The following is an 18,056-nucleotide window of genomic DNA, read 5'->3' as shown; positions in this document are numbered from 1 at the left end:
AGTTGACCGCCATTTGGGCATTGCCTGTTTCTCATGCGCTCATTGCATGGCTTTTTGAAAAATAACCTTATCATCTCCTTTCTCGTAATAATCCCGAATCCGGCCAGCCTCCTGATAATGGCATTGCCGATAAAAAGAACGGGTGTCGGCAAGGGCATCTGTTCCGGATGTTTCAACGATCAATAGCCGTTGCTTATGCATGGCAAGATGATGTTCGATATGGCTCATCAACTGGCGACCTATGCCTTGGCCTTGATATTGGGGATCGACAGCGATGAGAAGAAGGTTCCACGTTCGGTCAGTCATATCTTCTGGCCGGCAATATACTACCGCTTTGGCATTGCGATCATTGACGCCAATATCATAGGTCAACCATAAGTCGCTATTCTGGCTGTCTGAGAAAAAGCCAGCAATCATATTGTCGAGCATGGCCGGAGGGAACATGTTGGTGGCTTCAATAATCTGTTTCAATTTCGGTATATCCTCTGGGATAACCGGCCTGATTTGATTTTTCTCACGTTCGTTCATGATTTTTCCTTTATCGATTGTCGAGTTGCGGGCGTACGGATGAGCGGCCAAGGTGAGAGATGCGATAGGGACCGCCTTTTCGCGATAGGATCAGCCGTCTGCGCCGAAGACGAGCAAACACATCAAGCGTGCAGTCTGACAAAATATAGCCATCCCGGGTAACGCAGATAACCTCGTCTATCTTACTGTTTTTATTACGTTTATGGCGGATAAGTCCGCCTTGAGCCAGCGCGTGAAGTACGCGCTGTTCGGCTTTTGAAATATTCATTATTTGGAACTCGTAGATTAAACCATAGGTAAATCGAAAAGCCCGGTGCACCCTGTGCAACGGCTTCGATCTCGTGATGATTTGAAACGTGATAGATGTTTCAAATCAGATGGTTATTGCAATCTCTAGCAAAAAAGCTCCGTCGGTTCACAAGGGCATTTTGCCCCTGCAGGAGGAGAATTATTCCAGATCATCGCGAAACTCAACAGAATTTGATCGGATTGGCCAAATTTACACCGCCGTTAACTTATCGCTAACCAATTTCGTTCACTCCGGTTGCTGAAACATGAACTGGCGCTTTTACACGCCTCGTTTTTGAACAGGGATCGGATTTATGAGTGAAGCGAAGAAACCCGTAGATGTCGCTATTGTTGGCGCAGGACCAGCGGGCCTTACCGCCGCCTATTTGCTGAGCAAAAAGGGTTATTCCGTCACCGTGATCGAAAAAGACCCGACCTATGTTGGCGGCATTAGCCGGACCGTCGAGTATGAAGGCTTTCGTTTCGATATTGGCGGACACCGGTTTTTCTCAAAATCCAAAGAGGTTGTTGATCTGTGGAATGAAATCCTTCCCGATGACTTTATTCAACGGCCGCGGATGAGCCGCATCTATTATGAAGGCAAATTTTACAGCTATCCTTTGCGGGCTTTCGAAGCCTTGTGGAATTTGGGCATCTGGCGTTCCACCCTGTGTATGGTCAGCTATGCCAAGGCTAAAATATTCCCCAACAAGAATGTGAAAAGCTTCGAGGACTGGACGGTCAATCAATTTGGTTGGAAACTCTATTCCATCTTCTTTAAAACTTATACGGAGAAGGTATGGGGCATGCCCTGTGATGAAATGTCGGCCGATTGGGCAGCACAGCGGATCAAAGGCTTAAGCCTGTGGAGTGCCGTTGTCGACGGTCTGAAGCGGTCACTGGGTCTGAACAAAAAACCCAATGACGGCATGGAAACCAAAACATTGCTGGAAACTTTTCGTTACCCGCGTCTTGGACCCGGGATGATGTGGGATGCAGCGCGTGACTTTGTCCGCGGCAAAGGCAATCAGGTGCTAATGGGGCATAGTTTGAAACAGCTTGCCCAGGATGCAGACGGCAATTGGCGGGTGTCGGCTTCGACCGAAAATGGCGAAACCGTGATAAATGCAAAACATGTGATCAGCTCCGCGCCGATGCGGGAACTGGCAACACGTATCCATCCGCTGCCCCAATCGCTCCCTGAAGCGCAGGAGTTAAACTATCGGGATTTTCTAACCGTGGCCTTAATGGTCAAATCGGAAGATCTCTTCCCCGATAACTGGATATATATCCATGATGACCGGGTGCAAGTTGGACGCGTACAGAATTTCCGCAGCTGGTCTCCGGAAATGGTACCCGATGACTCTATTGCTTGTGTCGGTTTGGAATATTTCTGCTTCGAAAATGATGGCCTTTGGTCTTCCAGCGACGAAGATTTGGTCGAGTTGGCGAAAAAAGAAATGGCAATTTTGGGCTTGTGCCAACCAGAAGACGTGGTCGGCGGCGCCGTCGTTCGTCAAGAAAAAGCCTATCCTGTTTATGATGACAGCTACGAAGAAAATGTCGAAACGATGCGCAGCGATCTGGAAAACCGTTTCCCGACCCTGCACATGGTCGGACGCAATGGCATGCACCGGTATAACAACCAAGATCATGCGATGATGACAGCCATGCTTACGGTTGAAAATATTGAAGCCGGGTCGCGCAAATGGAATGTCTGGAACGTCAATGAAGACGCAGAATATCACGAAGCTGGTGATGAAGGCGCGGAAACAGTGATTTCTGAAGATCGTGCCGCCGCGCTCGAAAGCATGCGGGATGTTCCCAGCCGTATCGACGGCGATTCCCCTGAAGCCAAGCCATCCAAGGCCGCGTAAGCGTCATGGAGCGGAGCGGTCAGGACAGACGGTCAACCGTCGGGATCTGGGTCGGCAATTTGCCCGGTCCGATGGCCTTGCTCAATCGCTTTTCGATCACTCGCTATTTGCTTGCCAGTATTGTCAGTCTGGCCTTTGACGTCGCGTTGTTCATGGTGCTGGTGGCGTTTGCATCAGACCCCGGTTGGGCCTCCGCGGCCGGCTATAGTGCAGGCATCATTGTCCATTGGTTGATTTCATCCAGCTTCGTCTTTCCGGGCAAAACCCGTCATGGCGCGGCGCTGCAGCTGCAGCGTATCGGCTTTATCGCAACGGCTATTTTAGGGTTGGGGATAACGGTGAGCATTGTCAGTTGGTTGACCAATTTGGGAACCGTGCCGGTAATCGCCAAGGGCGCAGCGGTATTTGTGAGTTTCTTTGCGGTCTATCTGACTCGTAAATTTGGAGTTTTCCGGTGACAGCAATGACCATGGAGCGCCGCTTCTCGTTTCCCAAAGACGAGCTTAGCCGATTTTTCAATTGGATTTTCGTTTGGATCATCCTGGCCAATGCCGGGTTTATGGCCATGTGGTTTGTCGGTGCCCCACCACGCTATTTGGAAATTGGCATAATCGGCTTTACCGGTCTTATCGTAAAACGCTTTGCCCCCTGGTTCCAGTGGATCGCATTTGTTGCTGTGTTGAGCTATTCCATGCTCAGTTTTGTGGGCGGCCTGTTCAATCTGAACATTTATTCGCTCATCTATTCCTTACAGTTTTTCGCTGAACTCAAGCCTGATAGTTCGATGGAATATATTATTGTGGCCGTCTTGGCAGTGGTGACGATGATCGTCGCATTCTGGTTGTTGCGCCGGGACAGCAATTTTTCCCATTCGTTGCTCATACTGATCGCTGGCGGCTTGATTATGGGTTTAGCAGCAACGGATTTCGCGATGGGGCAAGGGATGCGGGGCCATTATAAACGGTCTGCGCCTGCTGGCGCTCTGTTCGAGTCCGCAACCGGCCAAACCGAGTTTGCCGCGCGCGCTGATGGCAAGCGCCATTTGATATTGGTGATGGTAGAATCCTTGGGCGTGCCCAAAGACAATCCGATCATGGCGGACAAGCTTTTTGCTTATTATAATAACAGCGCGATCAAACGACGTTATGATGTCAGCCAGGGCACCAGCCTCTATTATAACAGCACGACCGCGGGCGAAGTTCGCGAAATGTGTGGCCGCTGGGGTGATTATTATGAGTTGGTTGAACAGAGAGACGATGGCTGTCTGCCCGCTCAACTCGCCAAGCAAGGCTATGCCACCCACGCGATGCACAGCTTTCAGGGTGGATTTTTCAAACGCAATCAATGGTATCCCAATATTGGTTTTGAAAAACAGGAATTTTGGAAAGATCTCCAGAAACAAGGCATTGAATGGTGTGGCGGTGTTTTCGCTGGTGCTTGCGATCGGCAGATTCCCAAATTGCTGGCCGAAAATCTGAAACAGGCCAAGCAACCCACTTTCATGTATTGGTTGACTTTAAACGCGCATTTGCCAGTCCCGACCGGCTTGAATCTGAACGTGGATAACTGTGAGAAAGTTTCACCCGAGCTTGCGAAAAATTTCCCTATGATCTGCCGTCAATTTTCGCTCTTTGACGATATTGACAAAGCGCTGATCAAAGAAATCACAGCCAGTGATTTTCCCGAAGCCGATATTTTAATCGTCGGCGACCATATGCCACCCTATTATGACCGCCATCATCGTTCGCAATTTGATCCGGAGCGCGTGCCGTGGCTCTATTTGAAGCATAAGGACGCTTCTGCTTCGGAATCATGAACATGACAGGGTTTTTCCGCAAATCAGGACCTTTGCTGCTGATCTGGCTAGCGGTTTGCGCGGTGCTGATTGTGGTCTCTTGGAACCAGATCATGTCGGGCGTTGGCTGGGGACCGGACGATCAGCTGCGTCAAGTCCAGTTGCGCGACTGGTTGGCGGGGCAGAGCTGGTTTGACACCACCCAATATCGAATCGCCTCTCCTGACAGTCAGCCGATGCATTGGTCGCGCTTGGTGGAAGTGCCGCTTGCGTTGATGATTTTACTGTTGAGTCCCGTAGTCGGACCGATGCTTGCTGAAACTATCGCGATGGTTATCATTCCGCTTGCAACTTTGGGCGTAGCCATGGTTTTGGTCGCCAAAATTACCAACTATCTTTTTGAACCAAAAGTGGCCCTGCTCGCCGCCGCCTTGACCGCCACCGCGGTTCCGGTCATCGCGCAGCTGCGCCCGATGCGGATTGATCATCATGGCTGGCAAATAGTTCTGGCTCTGGTTGCCTTGTGGACCATGTTCTGGCCGAACAAACGCAAAGCGGGCGTGGTTATCGGCTTTGCATTGGCATTATGGTTGTCCATCTCAATGGAAGGATTACCGCTGTCCATCGCCTTTGTTGCATTGCTCATGGGGCGTTGGGTTATCTCTCTGGACGAAGGGGTGCGCTTATTTTGGACCTTGACCGGGTTTCTGGTGAGCAGCCTGATATTCTACGGGATCAACCATGGTCAGTTTGATGTCGTTCGAAACTATTGCGACGCGATTGCACCAGCTCATTTATTGGCCTGTTTGGCAGGCGCGATCTTGTTGTTGCCAGCCATCAAATTTGCGCCCCAATCATGGCTGGTGCGACTAACGGCCTTGGGTTTTGCTGGACTGGCTGCATTGGGTATTTTTTATACCAGTGCTCCGCAATGTGCGGGCAGTGCGTTTGGGGAATTGGATCCATTGGTTCATGACTATTGGTTGATCAATGTGCGCGAAGGCATGCCAATTTGGACGCAGCCTGCAAAAGAGATTATCTCCCTGTTTGGCGGATCGATAATTGTCGGCCTGGGCTGCTTGGTCTATCTCTACGCAAAGCAGCGCGATGCGGCCGACAAACAGAATCTGTTTCTTTTGGCCTATGCATTGATTTGGGCTTTTGCAGTTTCATTGCTAGTCCAGCGGGCAGCAGCTGTCGCTGCGGTTTATGCCTTGCCGCTAATGGGTTGGGCCGTCCATCATGGGTTTCGAAAAGCACGGCAGATCAAACGTCCGGTGAGCCGCATATTGGCGACTGTTGGGGTAGTTTTCCTGATTCTACCCGGGCCGTTGGCGCTGGGAATCGCCAATGCTGTCACCGGTTCAGCAGAAAAAGAAACGGCACCCCAATCGAAAACATTTGGCGCCGCGCCTGCTTGTGATTCCCATGAATCGTTGATGCGCCTCAATGCATTGCCGCCTTCACATATCATTGCGCCGCTCGACTTTGGTCCGGAAATATTAGTGCAAACAGCGCATAATATTTTGGCAACCAGCCACCATCGCAATGATGCCGCCATGGCGGATCACATCCGTATTTTCACCATGCCCCCTCCCGCGGCACGCGATATTCTTGCGGCCAGAAACATCCGCTATATTGCGATTTGTCCGGAAGAACCGGAGTTGAAGCTCTATGCCCATAAACATCCGGATGGTCTGTGGGCGCAATTGGCGGCGGACAAGCCCGTCGCCTGGTTGCAACCTGTCCATCTTCGGGACAGTGGTCTCAAACTGTGGCGGATCGTCCCAAAAGACTTGCGTAACCAGATGTAACGGAAGATAAAAGAGGTGGTTGATCAGCTCGTGGAGAGGGAGGAAAATAATGGCGGCAATAACCGGATTGGGCGGTGTTTTTCATATTGTCAAAGATCCAGCAGTGACCCGAAAATGGTATAAAGACTATCTCGGTCTAGATGGAGAATATGGTCCGATGCTAAGCTGGTCGGATGAAAAAGGGGAAAGTCCCTATAGTCTGATCAGTCATTTCCCCCAAGGCACGGATTATCTCGCTCCCAGTACAGCAAATTTCATGATCAACCTGCGGGTTGATGACCTCGATGCCTATGTCAAACAGTTGCAAGACAAAGGGCTCGAAATTCTCGGGCAAGTCGATGAGGGTTACGGAAAATTTGCCTGGATTATCGATTGTGACGGCGTCAAACTTGAATTTTGGCAACAAATGGAAGCCCCGGAAGACGGCGGCTAGACCATCGCTATCCGGCGGGAATAAATTTCAGAGCTAGTCCATTGATACAATGCCGTTCGCCCGTTGGTTTTGGCCCATCGCTGAAAATATGCCCCAAATGACCGCCACAGCGGCTGCAATGGACTTCGGTTCGCGGATATCCAATTTTATAATCCGTGGATGTCGCTACCCGGCCCTTGATGGGCGCCCAAAAGCTTGGCCATCCAGTACGGCTGTCAAATTTGGTTTGCGACGAATAGAGCCCCAAATTACAGCCGGCACAGGCAAAAATGCCTTTGCGTTTTTCTTGGTCCAGCGGACTGGAAAAGGCCCGTTCGGTTCCCGCTTGGCGCAAAATTCTATAGCGGGCAGGGCCGAGCCGCTTTTTCCATTCTTCCGCAGTCCTGGTGATCTTGAACTTTTTGGGTGATTTTGCCCGCGCCGTGTTTTGGAATATTCCCGAAAAGCTAGCCACACCATAGGCGCTGGCGCCAATCAATCCTGAGGTGATAAGTTTACGTCTGCTAAGCCCGGTCATGTTTCATCTTTCTTTGCTATTCACCGGTTATTCGATGCGCCATCAAAAATGGTTACAATGAATCTCCTGAACAATGACTTAGTAAGAAGACATGTTTGGTTTGCAGCCTAGTATTTTGACAGTTTGACCTGCATTTTGCGAAAGCCGTGAACGAAACAGGCATGGACCCGTTTTATATCGCCGGTCACATTAACTTGCATCCGCCGGTCCGCCATTTCTTCTAGCAGGATACGGATCTGCAATTCTGCCAAACGGGCTCCCACGCAGCGGTGAATGCCATAGCCAAAGGCGAGATGCCGGCGCGCATTTTCCCGTTCGATATCAATCTGGTCGGCATTTTCAAACACGCCCTCGTCGCGATTGGCCGAAATATACCACATGATCAACTTGTCGCCCTTCTTGATCTCGTGACCGAACAGATCGGCATCTTCGGTGGCGGTGCGTCTCATATGGGCAAGCGGTGTTTGCCAGCGGATGATCTCCTGAACAGTGTTCGGGATCAAGTCTGGATTGTCCTGCAGGTTCTTGCGCTGATCTGGGAATTGATCAAGTCCGTACGCCAGACCGGACATAGTGTTGCGGGTGGTGTCATTGCCGCCGACAATGAGCAGGACCAAATTGCCCATAAATTCCATCTGGTCCATGTCTTTCATGGCTTCACTATGGATCATCATCGAAATCAAATCCGGCGTAGGCTCCGCGTTGACGCGCTCGTTCCAGAGATTCTGGAAATAGGCGCCCATTTCGAAAAGAATCTTCTGGCGCTGTTCGTCCAGTTCGGGCGCGAGCGAAAGCTCGACATCCCCAGCCCAGTCGGACCAATAGGTGAGCAAGCGGCGATCTTCCCAAGGGAAACCGAATAATATAGCGAGCATGCCGGTTGTCAGTTCGATCGAGACTTTGTCGACCCAGTCAAATTCCTGATCCCATGGCAGGCTGTCGAGCACTTCGGCCGTTCTGTGCCGAATCTCTTCTTCCATTTTTTTCATTTCACTGGGGGTGAAAGCCGGCGCTACAGTGCGGCGTTGCCCGGTATGTTTAGGGCGGTCCATGGCGATAAACATCGGTAGCTGGAAATCAGAATTGTCGCGTTCCTCGGCGATGGTAATGCCGCCATTATTTACGTCAGAGGAGTAAAGCTCAGGCAGCGCCTCGATATGCTGAATCGCTTTGTGATTACAGATATTCCAATAGGGGCCATAGTCCGAATCTTCGACCTTGTTGATCGGCGCATTGGCCCGCATCTCGGCGAAAGGCGCGCGCCATAAATCATTGCTATAGAGGCTGGCCTTACTGACATCGCGCGGATTGGCATTGGCATCAGCAGCGGGTGGATTGGCCTTATACCAGGCTTCTAGCGCCTCCGAAGCGGTGGGCGATGTGGTGAGCGTGGATGCGTTTAAGACGGGACTGGTGGCCATGATTCTCTCCTCCCGTTGCCTATTTTTGACAATCGGTTGCGTTTCAAAACCCGTTTAATCTGCCTTTATTGACAGCAATGTCAACGAAATTTTCGGCCCATGTCCGCTATGGCGCGAGATTTTCGGCGTTGTGGCCCGATGAAATTCTAGCCTCGCATGCGGGCCAGCAGGCTTTTTTTCCGACCGCTATTGCCGGACTTCATGACATTCCGGCGGAACAACATCACGCTAAAGCGGATGATGATCAGCGTGAACATCGCTTGCCAGATCAGCGCGGCGCCATGTTGCCAGATATTGTCCATCTGCGCGGCGCGGGCAATCATCGCAAAGGGAGAACTGAACGGAAAGATCACCGCGAACCATTCCATGGGTTCGCCCAATTTGGTCACCGTGAAGGCGGCGAGGAAAAAGACCAGCAACTGTCCCATCGTTACCGGCATGGATAGGGTTTGGACTTCACGCACAGTCGTGGCCATTGCGCCAATGCCAAGGAACAGGGAGCCCAATAGCAAATAGGCCATCGAGAAATAGAGTACCATCAGCACGCAAAAAATCGGCCAGCCTATGGCTGGCGCAGGGAGGTCGGGCATGCCCGCGCTGATCACCGAAACTCCGATAAAGCCGAGGGATGACCATACGGTAATCCCGACCAAGGCCATGCCCAGCATCGCAAATAGCTTGCCGAGAAAAATCGCATCCATGGGAATGGCTGCGGCAAGTATTTCGATAATCTTGTTGGTCTTTTCTTCCACCAGATTGGACAATACCATGCCGGCCAATATCATGGTCAGCAGGATTAATATGATTTGTCCGCCTTGGGCCGTGGCCAGTTGCGTCCGCTTTTTTGAGCTGCTCGTGGCAACCACAATGTCATTTTTCACGCTTATCGGATTGGAGCCAGACAAGGCGGTTTCTGACAAGAGCGCGATCTTCCCGGTCCATCGCTTAACATCACGCGAAGAACCAGTAAGCACCGGTTTTTCCAGCGTGCCCGACATGATGGCCGTCAAAGGCTTGTCGGCGCTATCGAGCCAGTCTTTGATATTGGGATCGAGAGGATCGGCATCGGGCAAGAGGAGAAATTCTGGGAGAGCGCCATTTCCTATGTTCTTGGCGAGGCTTGTGCGCGCTTCGATAAGCTTGGCGGCTTGGCCTTCTTCTAGCGCAACGCCGATGATCGGCCGGTCTATATCCTGGCGCACTTGCTGACCGAGGCCGCCGGCGGCAATACCGATAATCAATGGAAAAAGCGGACCGAGCAAAAAGAAGAAAAAGGATTTGGAAAAAATAATCGCGGTGAAATCTCGGCGAGCGATTACAAAAGCGGCGCGGATAGTCTCAATCATGCGGCTTCTCCTTGCAATTCGGCATCCGCCGCAAGATCCTCATCCATTTTTTTCGCAACCGCTTCGCCGGCAATATGGACAAAAGCGTCATGCAGACCGGGCCGTTCTATGGACAGGGACTGTATGCCCGCATTGCCTTCGACCAGGGCTTTTAGCAGCGGTTCAACCCCGCTTTCGGGAAGGGTAAAATGCCAGTTATGCCCCAACGGCTTGCAATCTGCTGGAATGGCTGAGCGCCATGGTCCATCGAGGTCGCGGGTCTCCAGATGGACTTGCGGACGCAGCCGGTCGCGTGCGGTGGATACTTTGCCGGTAAAGGGAATTTTGCCATTAGCAACAATGGCGATTTCCTCACATAAACGTTCGGCATGGGCAATGACATGAGTGGAAAAAATAACCGTGACGCCTTTGTCTGCTTGTCCGCGAATGAGCCGTTCAAGCTTGCCTTGATTCAACGCATCCAGGCCGGAAAATGGTTCATCGAGGATGATCAAGTCCGGTTCATGGACGATGGTCCCCAAGAGCTGCACGGTTTGGGCCATGCCCTTGGACAATTGCCGAATTTGCTTGTCGACGGCATCGCCCAGACCATGTTCTTCCATCATCGCGCGGCCCCGTTTGCGCCCTTCGGAGAGCGACAAACCGCGCAGCGCGCCCATGAATGCGATGGCATCAAAGGCCTTCATTGACTGGTAGAGACCGCGTTCCTCTGGCAAATAGCCCACTTGATGGGACTTGCTGATCGGATCGTCTGTCCCCAGCAAATAGCGCTCGCCTTCATCCGGATCGATAATGCCCAGCAACATGCGCAATGTTGTGGTCTTGCCCGCGCCATTCGGCCCCAATATTCCAAAGATACTGCCCTTTTTGATCGTCAGATCAATCCCATCAACAGCGGTTTCACCATCAAACCGTTTGACGATCTGATGCGCTTCAACGGCATTGGTCGCGCTTATTTCTTGTGCACTGGAAGTCATTTACGGCTTTCCTAATGGGACACGGTGATTGATAGTGGCCTCCTATGCCTGATGACAAGTTAAGAATAAGCCAAAGCCTGGAAAAAATGGCACGGGAACAGGGTTTCGCCGCTGTTGGTATTGCACCGGCCGCCTTGGCCCCGGTGACGGCCCAGCGCTTGCACGATTGGCTGGCCGGCGGTCAGCATGGCGACATGATCTGGATGGAAAGCCGCGCGGATCAGCGGTCCAGTCCGGAAAATCTCTGGCCCGAGGTGCGCTCAGTGATCATGCTGGGCATGAGTTACGCTCCCGCGCAAGACCCTTTTGCACTGGCCGATATTCCTGATCATGGGCGAATATCTGTCTACGCTCAGGGCAAAGATTATCATGATGTGGTCAAACGCGCCTTAAAACGGACCGCACGATGGCTTGTCGACGAGGCGGATTGTGCCGTGAAAGTCTTTGTTGATACCGCGCCGGTAATGGAAAAACCTCTAGCTGAAGCGGCTGGCTTGGGATGGCAAGGCAAACATACCAATTTGGTCAGCCAAGAGCATGGCAGCTGGTTATTTCTCGGCGCTATTTATACGACATTGGAGTTGGAAGCCTCGCCAAGCGGACGAGATCGCTGCGGCAGTTGTTCGGCTTGTCAGACCATTTGCCCAACCAATGCCTTTCCTGCGCCCTATAAACTGGATGCGCAGGCCTGTATCTCCTATCTCACGATTGAATCCAAAGGCCCGATTCCCCACAAATATCGCGCGGCCATGGGCAATCATATCTACGGCTGCGATGATTGTCTGGCCGTGTGCCCGTGGAATAAATTTGCCCAAACAGCCGCGGCCAACAAAGCTTTTTTGCCGCGTGCTGAACTGACCGCACCGGCTCTGGCCGATTTGTTAGCCATGGATGATGCCGCGTTTCGCAAAATTTTTTCCGGGTCGCCGATCAAGCGGTCCGGCCGCAATCGCATGGTGCGCAACTGTCTGATCGCAGCCGGGAACAGCGCTGATCCAGCATTGCTGCCTGCGGTCATCGCTCTTTTGGATGACGAGACCGCAATCGTCCGCGGCGCCGCAATTTGGGCCTTGCAGCAGCTCGATCTGGAGCAATTTACCCAAGAAAAGAATCGGCGTGTGGAGGATGAAAAAAATCCCGATGTCGCCGCTGAATGGCAGGCTTTGGAGCTTAGCGGATCCGCAACGCGTTGACGCAAGAAACACGGTCTACTTCGGCCCCGTCGCTGCGCCGCGCGTCAATATGGGTAACCCGTCCTTCACCGCCTGATTGCTGCGGATATAGATAGGCATCCAATATGCAGGCACCGCTGGCAAATTGCAGTTTTCGGGCTGGCGGTTCGACGACATCGGCCTGGGGATTACCGAATAGCCGTTTTAGCTGATTAGCGGTTTTTCCCATTACCAGTTCCAGCCCTGCCACCGTGTTAAGCGGTGAGGCGGCAGCGGTGGGGAGCGCTGGGGTGGTCACAGTGCTGGTGGACGCGCAAGCCGCCAAACTGGGCAACACCAAGAAGAGACTTAAATTGCGCTTCATATCAATTGCTTTCTTTCTGTCCGATGGCTCTGTTCTTATGTACCAAATGGGTAGCCATAGCGGCTCCCAAAACCGGTGCAAGAAAATTGACAAACGGAATGGCGAGCAACAGAGCGGTGATTAGACCCAGCCCAAAACGGGTTGTTTTGTTGATCTGCCACTGGTCGTCAATATGCCTGATATCGCCGACATGACGAGCGGCCACCATATCCTGGAGATCTCGGCCGATCAAAATAGCGTTAATTGCGAAAAAGGCCGCTGGTGCGCCAATACCGGTGACCAGCAAGATGATGTAAAGCGGCGATGCGAGCAAATTATAGCCAACGGCCCGGCCCACGGATGCCAATCCCATTTTCAATCCCAGCAAATAGCCAGGCGGTTTTGCTTGCTCGGCTCGGTCTGGATAATGGCGGGCTTCGACCGCATCGACGACATCATCGGAAAAAATATTGAGAACAAAAATAGCAATGACGCGAAACAGGAAAATTGCTGTCAATGCTGCAATAACTGCAGCCGCAACCGCTGCCCAGACACCACCATCATTTAAACCGGTAAGCGCGAATAGCCACACCAGGAGGAAATACGCGCCGACCCCAAACACCGCCAATAGCAGCAATGAAATCAACAAAACTTTCAACAACAGCGCCACGATGGGTCGGTCGGAAAGCTGGCCAAGGGAGAGAAGCATCGCATCAATCATCGCTAACCCATGTCATGGATTTGCGCTTCGCGTCAATTCTGCTTGAATCGGGCGCTCCTTACCCGTAACGGACAGCGCGGAAATGCCTCTCAGTGAAGGATAAATTATGACTGCCGAAGCCCGTTACGATATTGTTGCTGTTGGCAACGCCATTGTTGATGTGATCGCACAAGCGGACGACGCGTTTCTCGAAGAAGAACAGCTTCAAAAGGGCTCGATGACACTTATCGACGCCGAAAGGGCGACGCAGCTCTATCGGGATATGGGCGTGGCCCGGGAAATTAGCGGCGGTTCGGGATCCAATACATTGGCCGGCGCGTCCACCTTGGGACGGCAATGCGCTTTGATTGCGCAAGTGGCAGATGACCAATTGGGCGAAGTATTCACACATGATATTCGCGCTACCGGTATTGATTTTGACGTACCGCCGCTAGGGAAAGAGCCGCCAACGGCGCGCTGCTTGATCCTCGTCACTCCCGATGCGCAGCGGACAATGAACACATTTTTGGGCGCATCACAATTTCTGCCACCAGCGGCCGTGGATGCCGATCTGATCGCCAGCGGTGCGATATTATATCTCGAAGGCTATTTATGGGATGCAGAAGAACCCAAGGCGGCCATGGCTTTGGCGATCGATATTGCTCGCAGCAATGGCCGCAAAGTAGCGTTCACTTTGTCGGACGGCTTTTGCATCGAGCGTCACCGGGATGATTTTGCCCGGCTGATTAAGGACGGCATGATCGACATTTTATTTTCCAATGAAGCGGAGATTAAATCCTTGTGCGAGACAGAGGATTTTGATGCCGCCGTGGCGCAAACTGCAGCGCAGGTTGAAACCTTGGTTGTGACCCGCAGCGAGCAAGGGGCAATTGCGGTGCAAAATGGCAAGACATTTGCCGTGGCTGCGGAACCGGTTGAAAAAATCATAGATACTACCGGTGCGGGTGATTTGTTTGCTGCCGGTTTCTTAAGCGGGTATATTGAAGAGCGGCCAATGGACGAATGTTTGACCATCGGTGCGATTGCAGCGGCAGAAGTTATTTCTCACTATGGTGCGCGGCCAGAAGCTGATCTACGCGCATTGGTTGCACATCGCCTAAGTTAAGCTTTGAGGGAATCGGTTTACCGTCAGTTTTTCATTTTGAACAATTTGCGGTCTTCCGGCCCGAAGCCCCATTTCCAGATGACCCAGGCATAGCTGCCCAATATCATCGGTATGCCAATGATGAGCTCGGCCCATTCCGGCAGATAGGTCGCGAGATATCCAATTGCTGTCGCAACCAGCGCTGCAATGATCAGCGACCAACGCCATCCGTTGACCGGAGCGTCGAGCAATTTGGATAGAAAGACTGCTTTGACAACCGAGGCATAAGCCAGAGCCACCATAAGTGCAGCGGCGACAGCCGCAGCCTGAAAGAGTGGCGACCATCCCATTCGCATGCAAATTTGAATGAAGGCAACGCTGAGCGCGGCTTGCAACAGCAGCATCGATAAAGAGATAAGTAAATTGCGATGGCGCGCAATATAGACCAACGCGGCTTCGCTGACGACAGCGGTCGCGGCCACGGCTTCTGCTGCCAAAAGAAAAGCTAGGGCACCCGTTCCGCCAACAAAATTCGGACCGACCAGTCCCATGACCGCTTCGCCAGGAATAGCCAAGGCCAAGGCAATACCGGCTTGCGCCGCGATAATCCAGAAACCAACCTGGCTAACTTGATTGGCAATGGCTTTCATATTTCCGGCTTCAAGATTTCGGGTAATGACCGGGCCAAGAATGGGATCGAAACTCGTTTTGAGTTTTTGCGGCAAGCTGGCGACTTGCTGCGCAATATAATAGATGCCGACAATGGCCGGAGAAGCGAACAGCCCCAATATGGCCAGATCCAGCCTGCGCGAGCCCCATTCAGCGGCATCGGCTGCGGCCAGAGGCATGTTGTGGCGCGCTAATTTGGCAATGGCGAGGGGTTTGGGTCGCCATCCCCAGGGCAGCCCGTAGCTTTTGAACAGCGGCCATAAGGATGCGATCAATGCCGCGATCATCGACACGACATAAGACAGGATCAATCCGTCCCGCAAAGAATAATAGGAAAATAAGAAAGCCGCGATGCTAATCGTCCATGGTTCGACGATCGATCGCGCCCGCACGGTTGATGCAATATCATAGCGATAGGCGAGAGCAGCCAGCGCGATATCCGCTCCGGCAATGGTAAATATAACCAAGGGCAGGAATCGATCGAGGCCATTAATCTGGCTGTTGGGGAACATGATTTGCGGGACTAATATCAGTAATATCGCCGCTAGAAGCGACGCAAAGAGACTTACCAACAGTCCATCCCAAACAACATGAACATGGGGCCGTTTTGTCCGGCTCAGCTGTTCGGCCAACCCTCTTTTTAAACCCAAAGTAGCCAGTTGGGCGGCAAATTCGACGATCAAAATTGCGTAGGCAAAGCGCCCTAGGGCCTCCGCGCCATAAATCCGTCCTGCAATGAAAAGAAAAGGCAAGCGCGCCGCGAGACGCAGCAAAAATCCGAAAATATTGGTGCGTCCACCTTTCGCCAGTGCTGCAATATCTTCTTTATTGTCATCGCCAGTGACGGTCTCGGTTTGGCCATCATCTGATCGGGATGCCATTTTGCCGACGGCCGAATCCGAAGGGGAACCTGAAGAATCCGGGCTGGTCAAAAAACATGTCTCCGGTTGGTAAAACTAAGCAAGGACGGACGGCCGGTTGCGTGAAGCGCCGCTTTACCGCACTCCACTCGGCTTGTCATCTTTTGCCCTAGCGTTGTTCGGAAACGAGAGGCCGCCCCATCAGTTGAGCAACAATGGAACGCGAATCTGTTTGTCCGGCAAGTAGCGCACATACCGCATCGACAATCGGCATATCTATGCCGCGCAAATGCGCATCTTTTTGCAATACCGGCGCAGTTGCTGCGCCTTCCGCCACGGTAGCCCGATCGGCCAGCATCTCTTCCGCGGATTGCCCTTCGCCCAATCCTTTGCCGAGCGAAAAATTGCGCGAACGGGTAGAAGAACAAGTCAATACCAAGTCACCCAGACCGCATAGACCGGACAATGTTTCGGTTCGCGCGCCGCGCGCTACGCCATAGCGCAGCATCTCTGCAAATCCGCGGCTGATTATCGAAGCACGGGCATTTTGACCAAGGCCCGCGCCGTCGACCACACCGCAACCGATGGCGAGGACATTTTTCACTGCACCGCCAATTTCTGCGCCAATAATATCATCCGAAAAATAAGGGCGAAACATGGGCTTGGCGATAGACGGATAGAGATCATTCCAAATTTGCTCGGAAGCGCAGGCCAAGGTCAAAGCGGTGGGAAGTCCCTGAACGACTTCATGGGCAAAAGTGGGTCCAGACAAAACCGCCAAAGCATTGTCGGGGCGGATGTCTTGAACAATCTCGCTCATCAATAGCTGAGTCGATTCTTCAATGCCTTTGCTGCATAAAATTAAGGTCGCCCGGCTGTCCGGCAGAGCCGCGAGACTTGCCCGCAAATACTGCGCTGGCGTCACGATCAACAAGATTTCACAGGTTGCCAGTTCCGCCAAGTCTGACGTGGCACGAATATGCGGATTTAGTGCATGTCCAGGCAGAAATATCATATTCTCATGCCGGCGGTTAATATCGGCTGCGACCTCGGTTTCACGCGCCCAAAGCAGCAATTCTTCTTGGTCTTGCGACAGCACTTGAGCCAAAGCTGTTCCCCAGGCGCCCGCTCCGATCACACCAATTTTGCTTGTCGATAGGGTCATGCTTTCACTCCCGCCCCGCGCGCTTTTTCAGCCGCAGGGTCGAGTGGCCAGCGAGGCCGAGCTACAAAATCGAGTGAGTCGGTATGGCCGGCGGCAAAACGTTCCGCACCGGCCCAGGCGATCATCGCCGCATTGTCTGTGCACAGCCAGAGAGGAGGCGCGGTAAATCGCATATCATGGCGGCTGGCCAGCTGTTCTAACATGGCGCGGATGGGACCATTGGCTGCAACGCCGCCAGCAACAACCAAATCAGGGGCCGGGCCATGGTCTGAAATGGCTTTTTCCAATCGGTCTTCCAAGCAATCAACGGTGGCTTGCTGAAAAGCGGCGGCAATATCTTGCGGCTCATAAGCCTGGCTGTCATGGGCTCTGACCACGGCACTTTTCAAACCGGCAAAAGAAAAATGCGGTTCGTTCGACCCTTTGAGAGGGCGAGGCAAGGGAACCGCGGCGGCATTGCCGGTTCGCGCCAACGCCTCGACTTTGGGACCGCCGGGATAGCCAAGTCCTAGAATTTTTGCTGTTTTATCATAGGCTTCCCCTGCTGCATCGTCGATAGTCGTGGCCAGTCTACGATAGGCATTCACGCCCTCAACGCGTAATATCTGACAATGGCCGCCAGAGGCGAGCAGCAGCAAATAGGGAAATTGTAAGTCGGGATTGGCGAGGCGCGGTGATAAAGCGTGCCCTTCCAAATGGTTGACCGCGATAAGCGGCTTATCAGCGGCCATAGCAAGGGCCTTGCCGGTGACCAACCCGACCATGACACCGCCGATAAGACCCGGTCCCGCGGTTGCCGCTATAGCCTCCACTTGCTCCAGTTTGAGTTGCGCTTCTGTGAGGGCTGCTTCGATCAGCGGCGTGATAATTTCGGCATGAGCACGGGCTGCGATTTCCGGAACAACGCCTCCAAAAGGGGCGTGCGCAGCTTCTTGCCCAGCGAGTTTATGGGACAAAATTTCACGATCTGAAGTGACCAACGCCGCTGCTGTTTCGTCGCAACTGGATTCAATGCCCAAAATTATACTCATAATTCTTTTACTTAA

Annotated in this window: 18 protein-coding genes; 7 read left to right on the top strand and 11 right to left on the bottom strand. The window is 52.6% G+C overall.

The annotated features are described in order from the left end of the window. Positions 1–39: 39 nt before the first annotated feature. Together ABJU74_RS06760 and ABJU74_RS06755 are read right to left on the bottom strand one after the other, a co-directional pair. Entirely contained in the window at positions 40–528 is a 489-nt protein-coding gene (locus ABJU74_RS06760; RefSeq protein ID WP_348383809.1) for an N-acetyltransferase, read from the bottom strand. 10 nt (positions 529–538) lie between these two features. Beyond that, positions 539–796 carry a YjhX family toxin gene (locus ABJU74_RS06755; protein WP_348383810.1) on the bottom strand — a complete coding sequence of 86 codons (258 nt, stop codon included), beginning with the start codon at positions 794–796 and terminating at the stop codon, positions 539–541. A gap of 334 nt (positions 797–1,130) precedes the next feature. Between ABJU74_RS06755 and ABJU74_RS06750 the strand changes: the two genes are divergently transcribed. The 5 genes from ABJU74_RS06750 to ABJU74_RS06730 are packed head-to-tail and all read left to right on the top strand — an operon-like array spanning position 1,131 to position 6,735. Beyond that, complete coding sequence (locus tag ABJU74_RS06750) at positions 1,131–2,693, top strand: NAD(P)/FAD-dependent oxidoreductase (RefSeq protein WP_348383811.1); 1,563 nt, start codon at positions 1,131–1,133, stop codon at positions 2,691–2,693. A gap of 5 nt (positions 2,694–2,698) precedes the next feature. Continuing rightward, a complete protein-coding gene (locus ABJU74_RS06745) occupies positions 2,699–3,151 on the top strand; it encodes a GtrA family protein (protein ID WP_348383812.1) in 453 nt (150 codons plus the stop codon). Between the two features lie 5 nt (positions 3,152–3,156). Then, on the top strand, positions 3,157–4,509 hold the full coding sequence (locus ABJU74_RS06740) for a sulfatase-like hydrolase/transferase (RefSeq protein ID WP_348384028.1): 1,353 nt from the start codon (positions 3,157–3,159) through the stop codon (positions 4,507–4,509). A 2-nt stretch (positions 4,510–4,511) separates the two neighbouring features. Further along, complete coding sequence (locus ABJU74_RS06735; protein ID WP_348383813.1) at positions 4,512–6,302, top strand: hypothetical protein; 1,791 nt, start codon at positions 4,512–4,514, stop codon at positions 6,300–6,302. A 49-nt stretch (positions 6,303–6,351) separates the two neighbouring features. Further along, on the top strand, positions 6,352–6,735 hold the full coding sequence (locus ABJU74_RS06730; protein WP_348383814.1) for a VOC family protein: 384 nt from the start codon (positions 6,352–6,354) through the stop codon (positions 6,733–6,735). Positions 6,736–6,742: 7 nt separating this feature from the next. On the opposite strand, the gene msrB is transcribed toward ABJU74_RS06730, so the two are convergent. From msrB to ABJU74_RS06710, 4 genes are all read right to left on the bottom strand, one after another. Continuing rightward, complete coding sequence (msrB, locus tag ABJU74_RS06725) at positions 6,743–7,252, bottom strand: peptide-methionine (R)-S-oxide reductase MsrB (RefSeq protein WP_348383815.1); 510 nt, start codon at positions 7,250–7,252, stop codon at positions 6,743–6,745. A gap of 107 nt (positions 7,253–7,359) precedes the next feature. Further along, positions 7,360–8,673, bottom strand: a complete 1,314-nt coding sequence (locus ABJU74_RS06720; protein ID WP_348383816.1) for a cytochrome P450 — start codon at positions 8,671–8,673, stop codon at positions 7,360–7,362. A gap of 146 nt (positions 8,674–8,819) precedes the next feature. Beyond that, on the bottom strand, positions 8,820–10,019 hold the full coding sequence (locus tag ABJU74_RS06715; RefSeq protein ID WP_348383817.1) for an ABC transporter permease: 1,200 nt from the start codon (positions 10,017–10,019) through the stop codon (positions 8,820–8,822). Further along, positions 10,016–10,996 carry an ATP-binding cassette domain-containing protein gene (locus ABJU74_RS06710; RefSeq protein ID WP_348383818.1) on the bottom strand — a complete coding sequence of 327 codons (981 nt, stop codon included), beginning with the start codon at positions 10,994–10,996 and terminating at the stop codon, positions 10,016–10,018. The genes ABJU74_RS06715 and ABJU74_RS06710 overlap by 4 nt, the downstream gene beginning before the upstream one ends. 44 nt (positions 10,997–11,040) lie before the next feature. Here ABJU74_RS06710 and queG point away from each other — a divergent pair, with 44 nt between their 5' ends. Further along, complete coding sequence (queG, locus tag ABJU74_RS06705) at positions 11,041–12,189, top strand: tRNA epoxyqueuosine(34) reductase QueG (protein ID WP_348383819.1); 1,149 nt, start codon at positions 11,041–11,043, stop codon at positions 12,187–12,189. Here the strand turns inward: queG and ABJU74_RS06700 are convergent. Both ABJU74_RS06700 and ABJU74_RS06695 read right to left on the bottom strand, forming a co-directional pair. Then, positions 12,167–12,532 carry a hypothetical protein gene (locus ABJU74_RS06700; protein WP_348383820.1) on the bottom strand — a complete coding sequence of 122 codons (366 nt, stop codon included), beginning with the start codon at positions 12,530–12,532 and terminating at the stop codon, positions 12,167–12,169. The two genes, queG and ABJU74_RS06700, sit on opposite strands and share 23 nt — an antisense overlap. Before the next feature lies 1 nt (position 12,533). Then, complete coding sequence (locus tag ABJU74_RS06695; RefSeq protein WP_348383821.1) at positions 12,534–13,232, bottom strand: EI24 domain-containing protein; 699 nt, start codon at positions 13,230–13,232, stop codon at positions 12,534–12,536. Positions 13,233–13,338: 106 nt separating this feature from the next. Here ABJU74_RS06695 and ABJU74_RS06690 point away from each other — a divergent pair, with 106 nt between their 5' ends. Further along, on the top strand, positions 13,339–14,337 hold the full coding sequence (locus ABJU74_RS06690; RefSeq protein WP_348383822.1) for an adenosine kinase: 999 nt from the start codon (positions 13,339–13,341) through the stop codon (positions 14,335–14,337). Positions 14,338–14,360: 23 nt separating this feature from the next. Here the strand turns inward: ABJU74_RS06690 and ABJU74_RS06685 are convergent, their stop codons facing one another. From ABJU74_RS06685 to tsaD, 3 genes are all read right to left on the bottom strand, one after another. Beyond that, positions 14,361–15,866 carry an oligosaccharide flippase family protein gene (locus ABJU74_RS06685; RefSeq protein ID WP_348383823.1) on the bottom strand — a complete coding sequence of 502 codons (1,506 nt, stop codon included), beginning with the start codon at positions 15,864–15,866 and terminating at the stop codon, positions 14,361–14,363. A 148-nt stretch (positions 15,867–16,014) separates the two neighbouring features. Then, on the bottom strand, positions 16,015–17,010 hold the full coding sequence (locus ABJU74_RS06680) for an NAD(P)H-dependent glycerol-3-phosphate dehydrogenase (RefSeq protein WP_348383824.1): 996 nt from the start codon (positions 17,008–17,010) through the stop codon (positions 16,015–16,017). Continuing rightward, on the bottom strand, positions 17,007–18,041 hold the full coding sequence (tsaD, locus tag ABJU74_RS06675) for a tRNA (adenosine(37)-N6)-threonylcarbamoyltransferase complex transferase subunit TsaD (protein ID WP_348383825.1): 1,035 nt from the start codon (positions 18,039–18,041) through the stop codon (positions 17,007–17,009). The genes ABJU74_RS06680 and tsaD overlap by 4 nt, the downstream gene beginning before the upstream one ends. Positions 18,042–18,056 lie beyond the last annotated feature (15 nt).

It is taken from the genome of Parasphingorhabdus sp. (assembly GCF_039982415.1).
Taxonomy (GTDB): Bacteria; Pseudomonadota; Alphaproteobacteria; order Sphingomonadales; family Sphingomonadaceae; genus Parasphingorhabdus.
The sequence above is the reverse complement of the archived record's forward strand: the minus strand, read 5'-3'. Positions and strand labels throughout refer to the sequence as shown.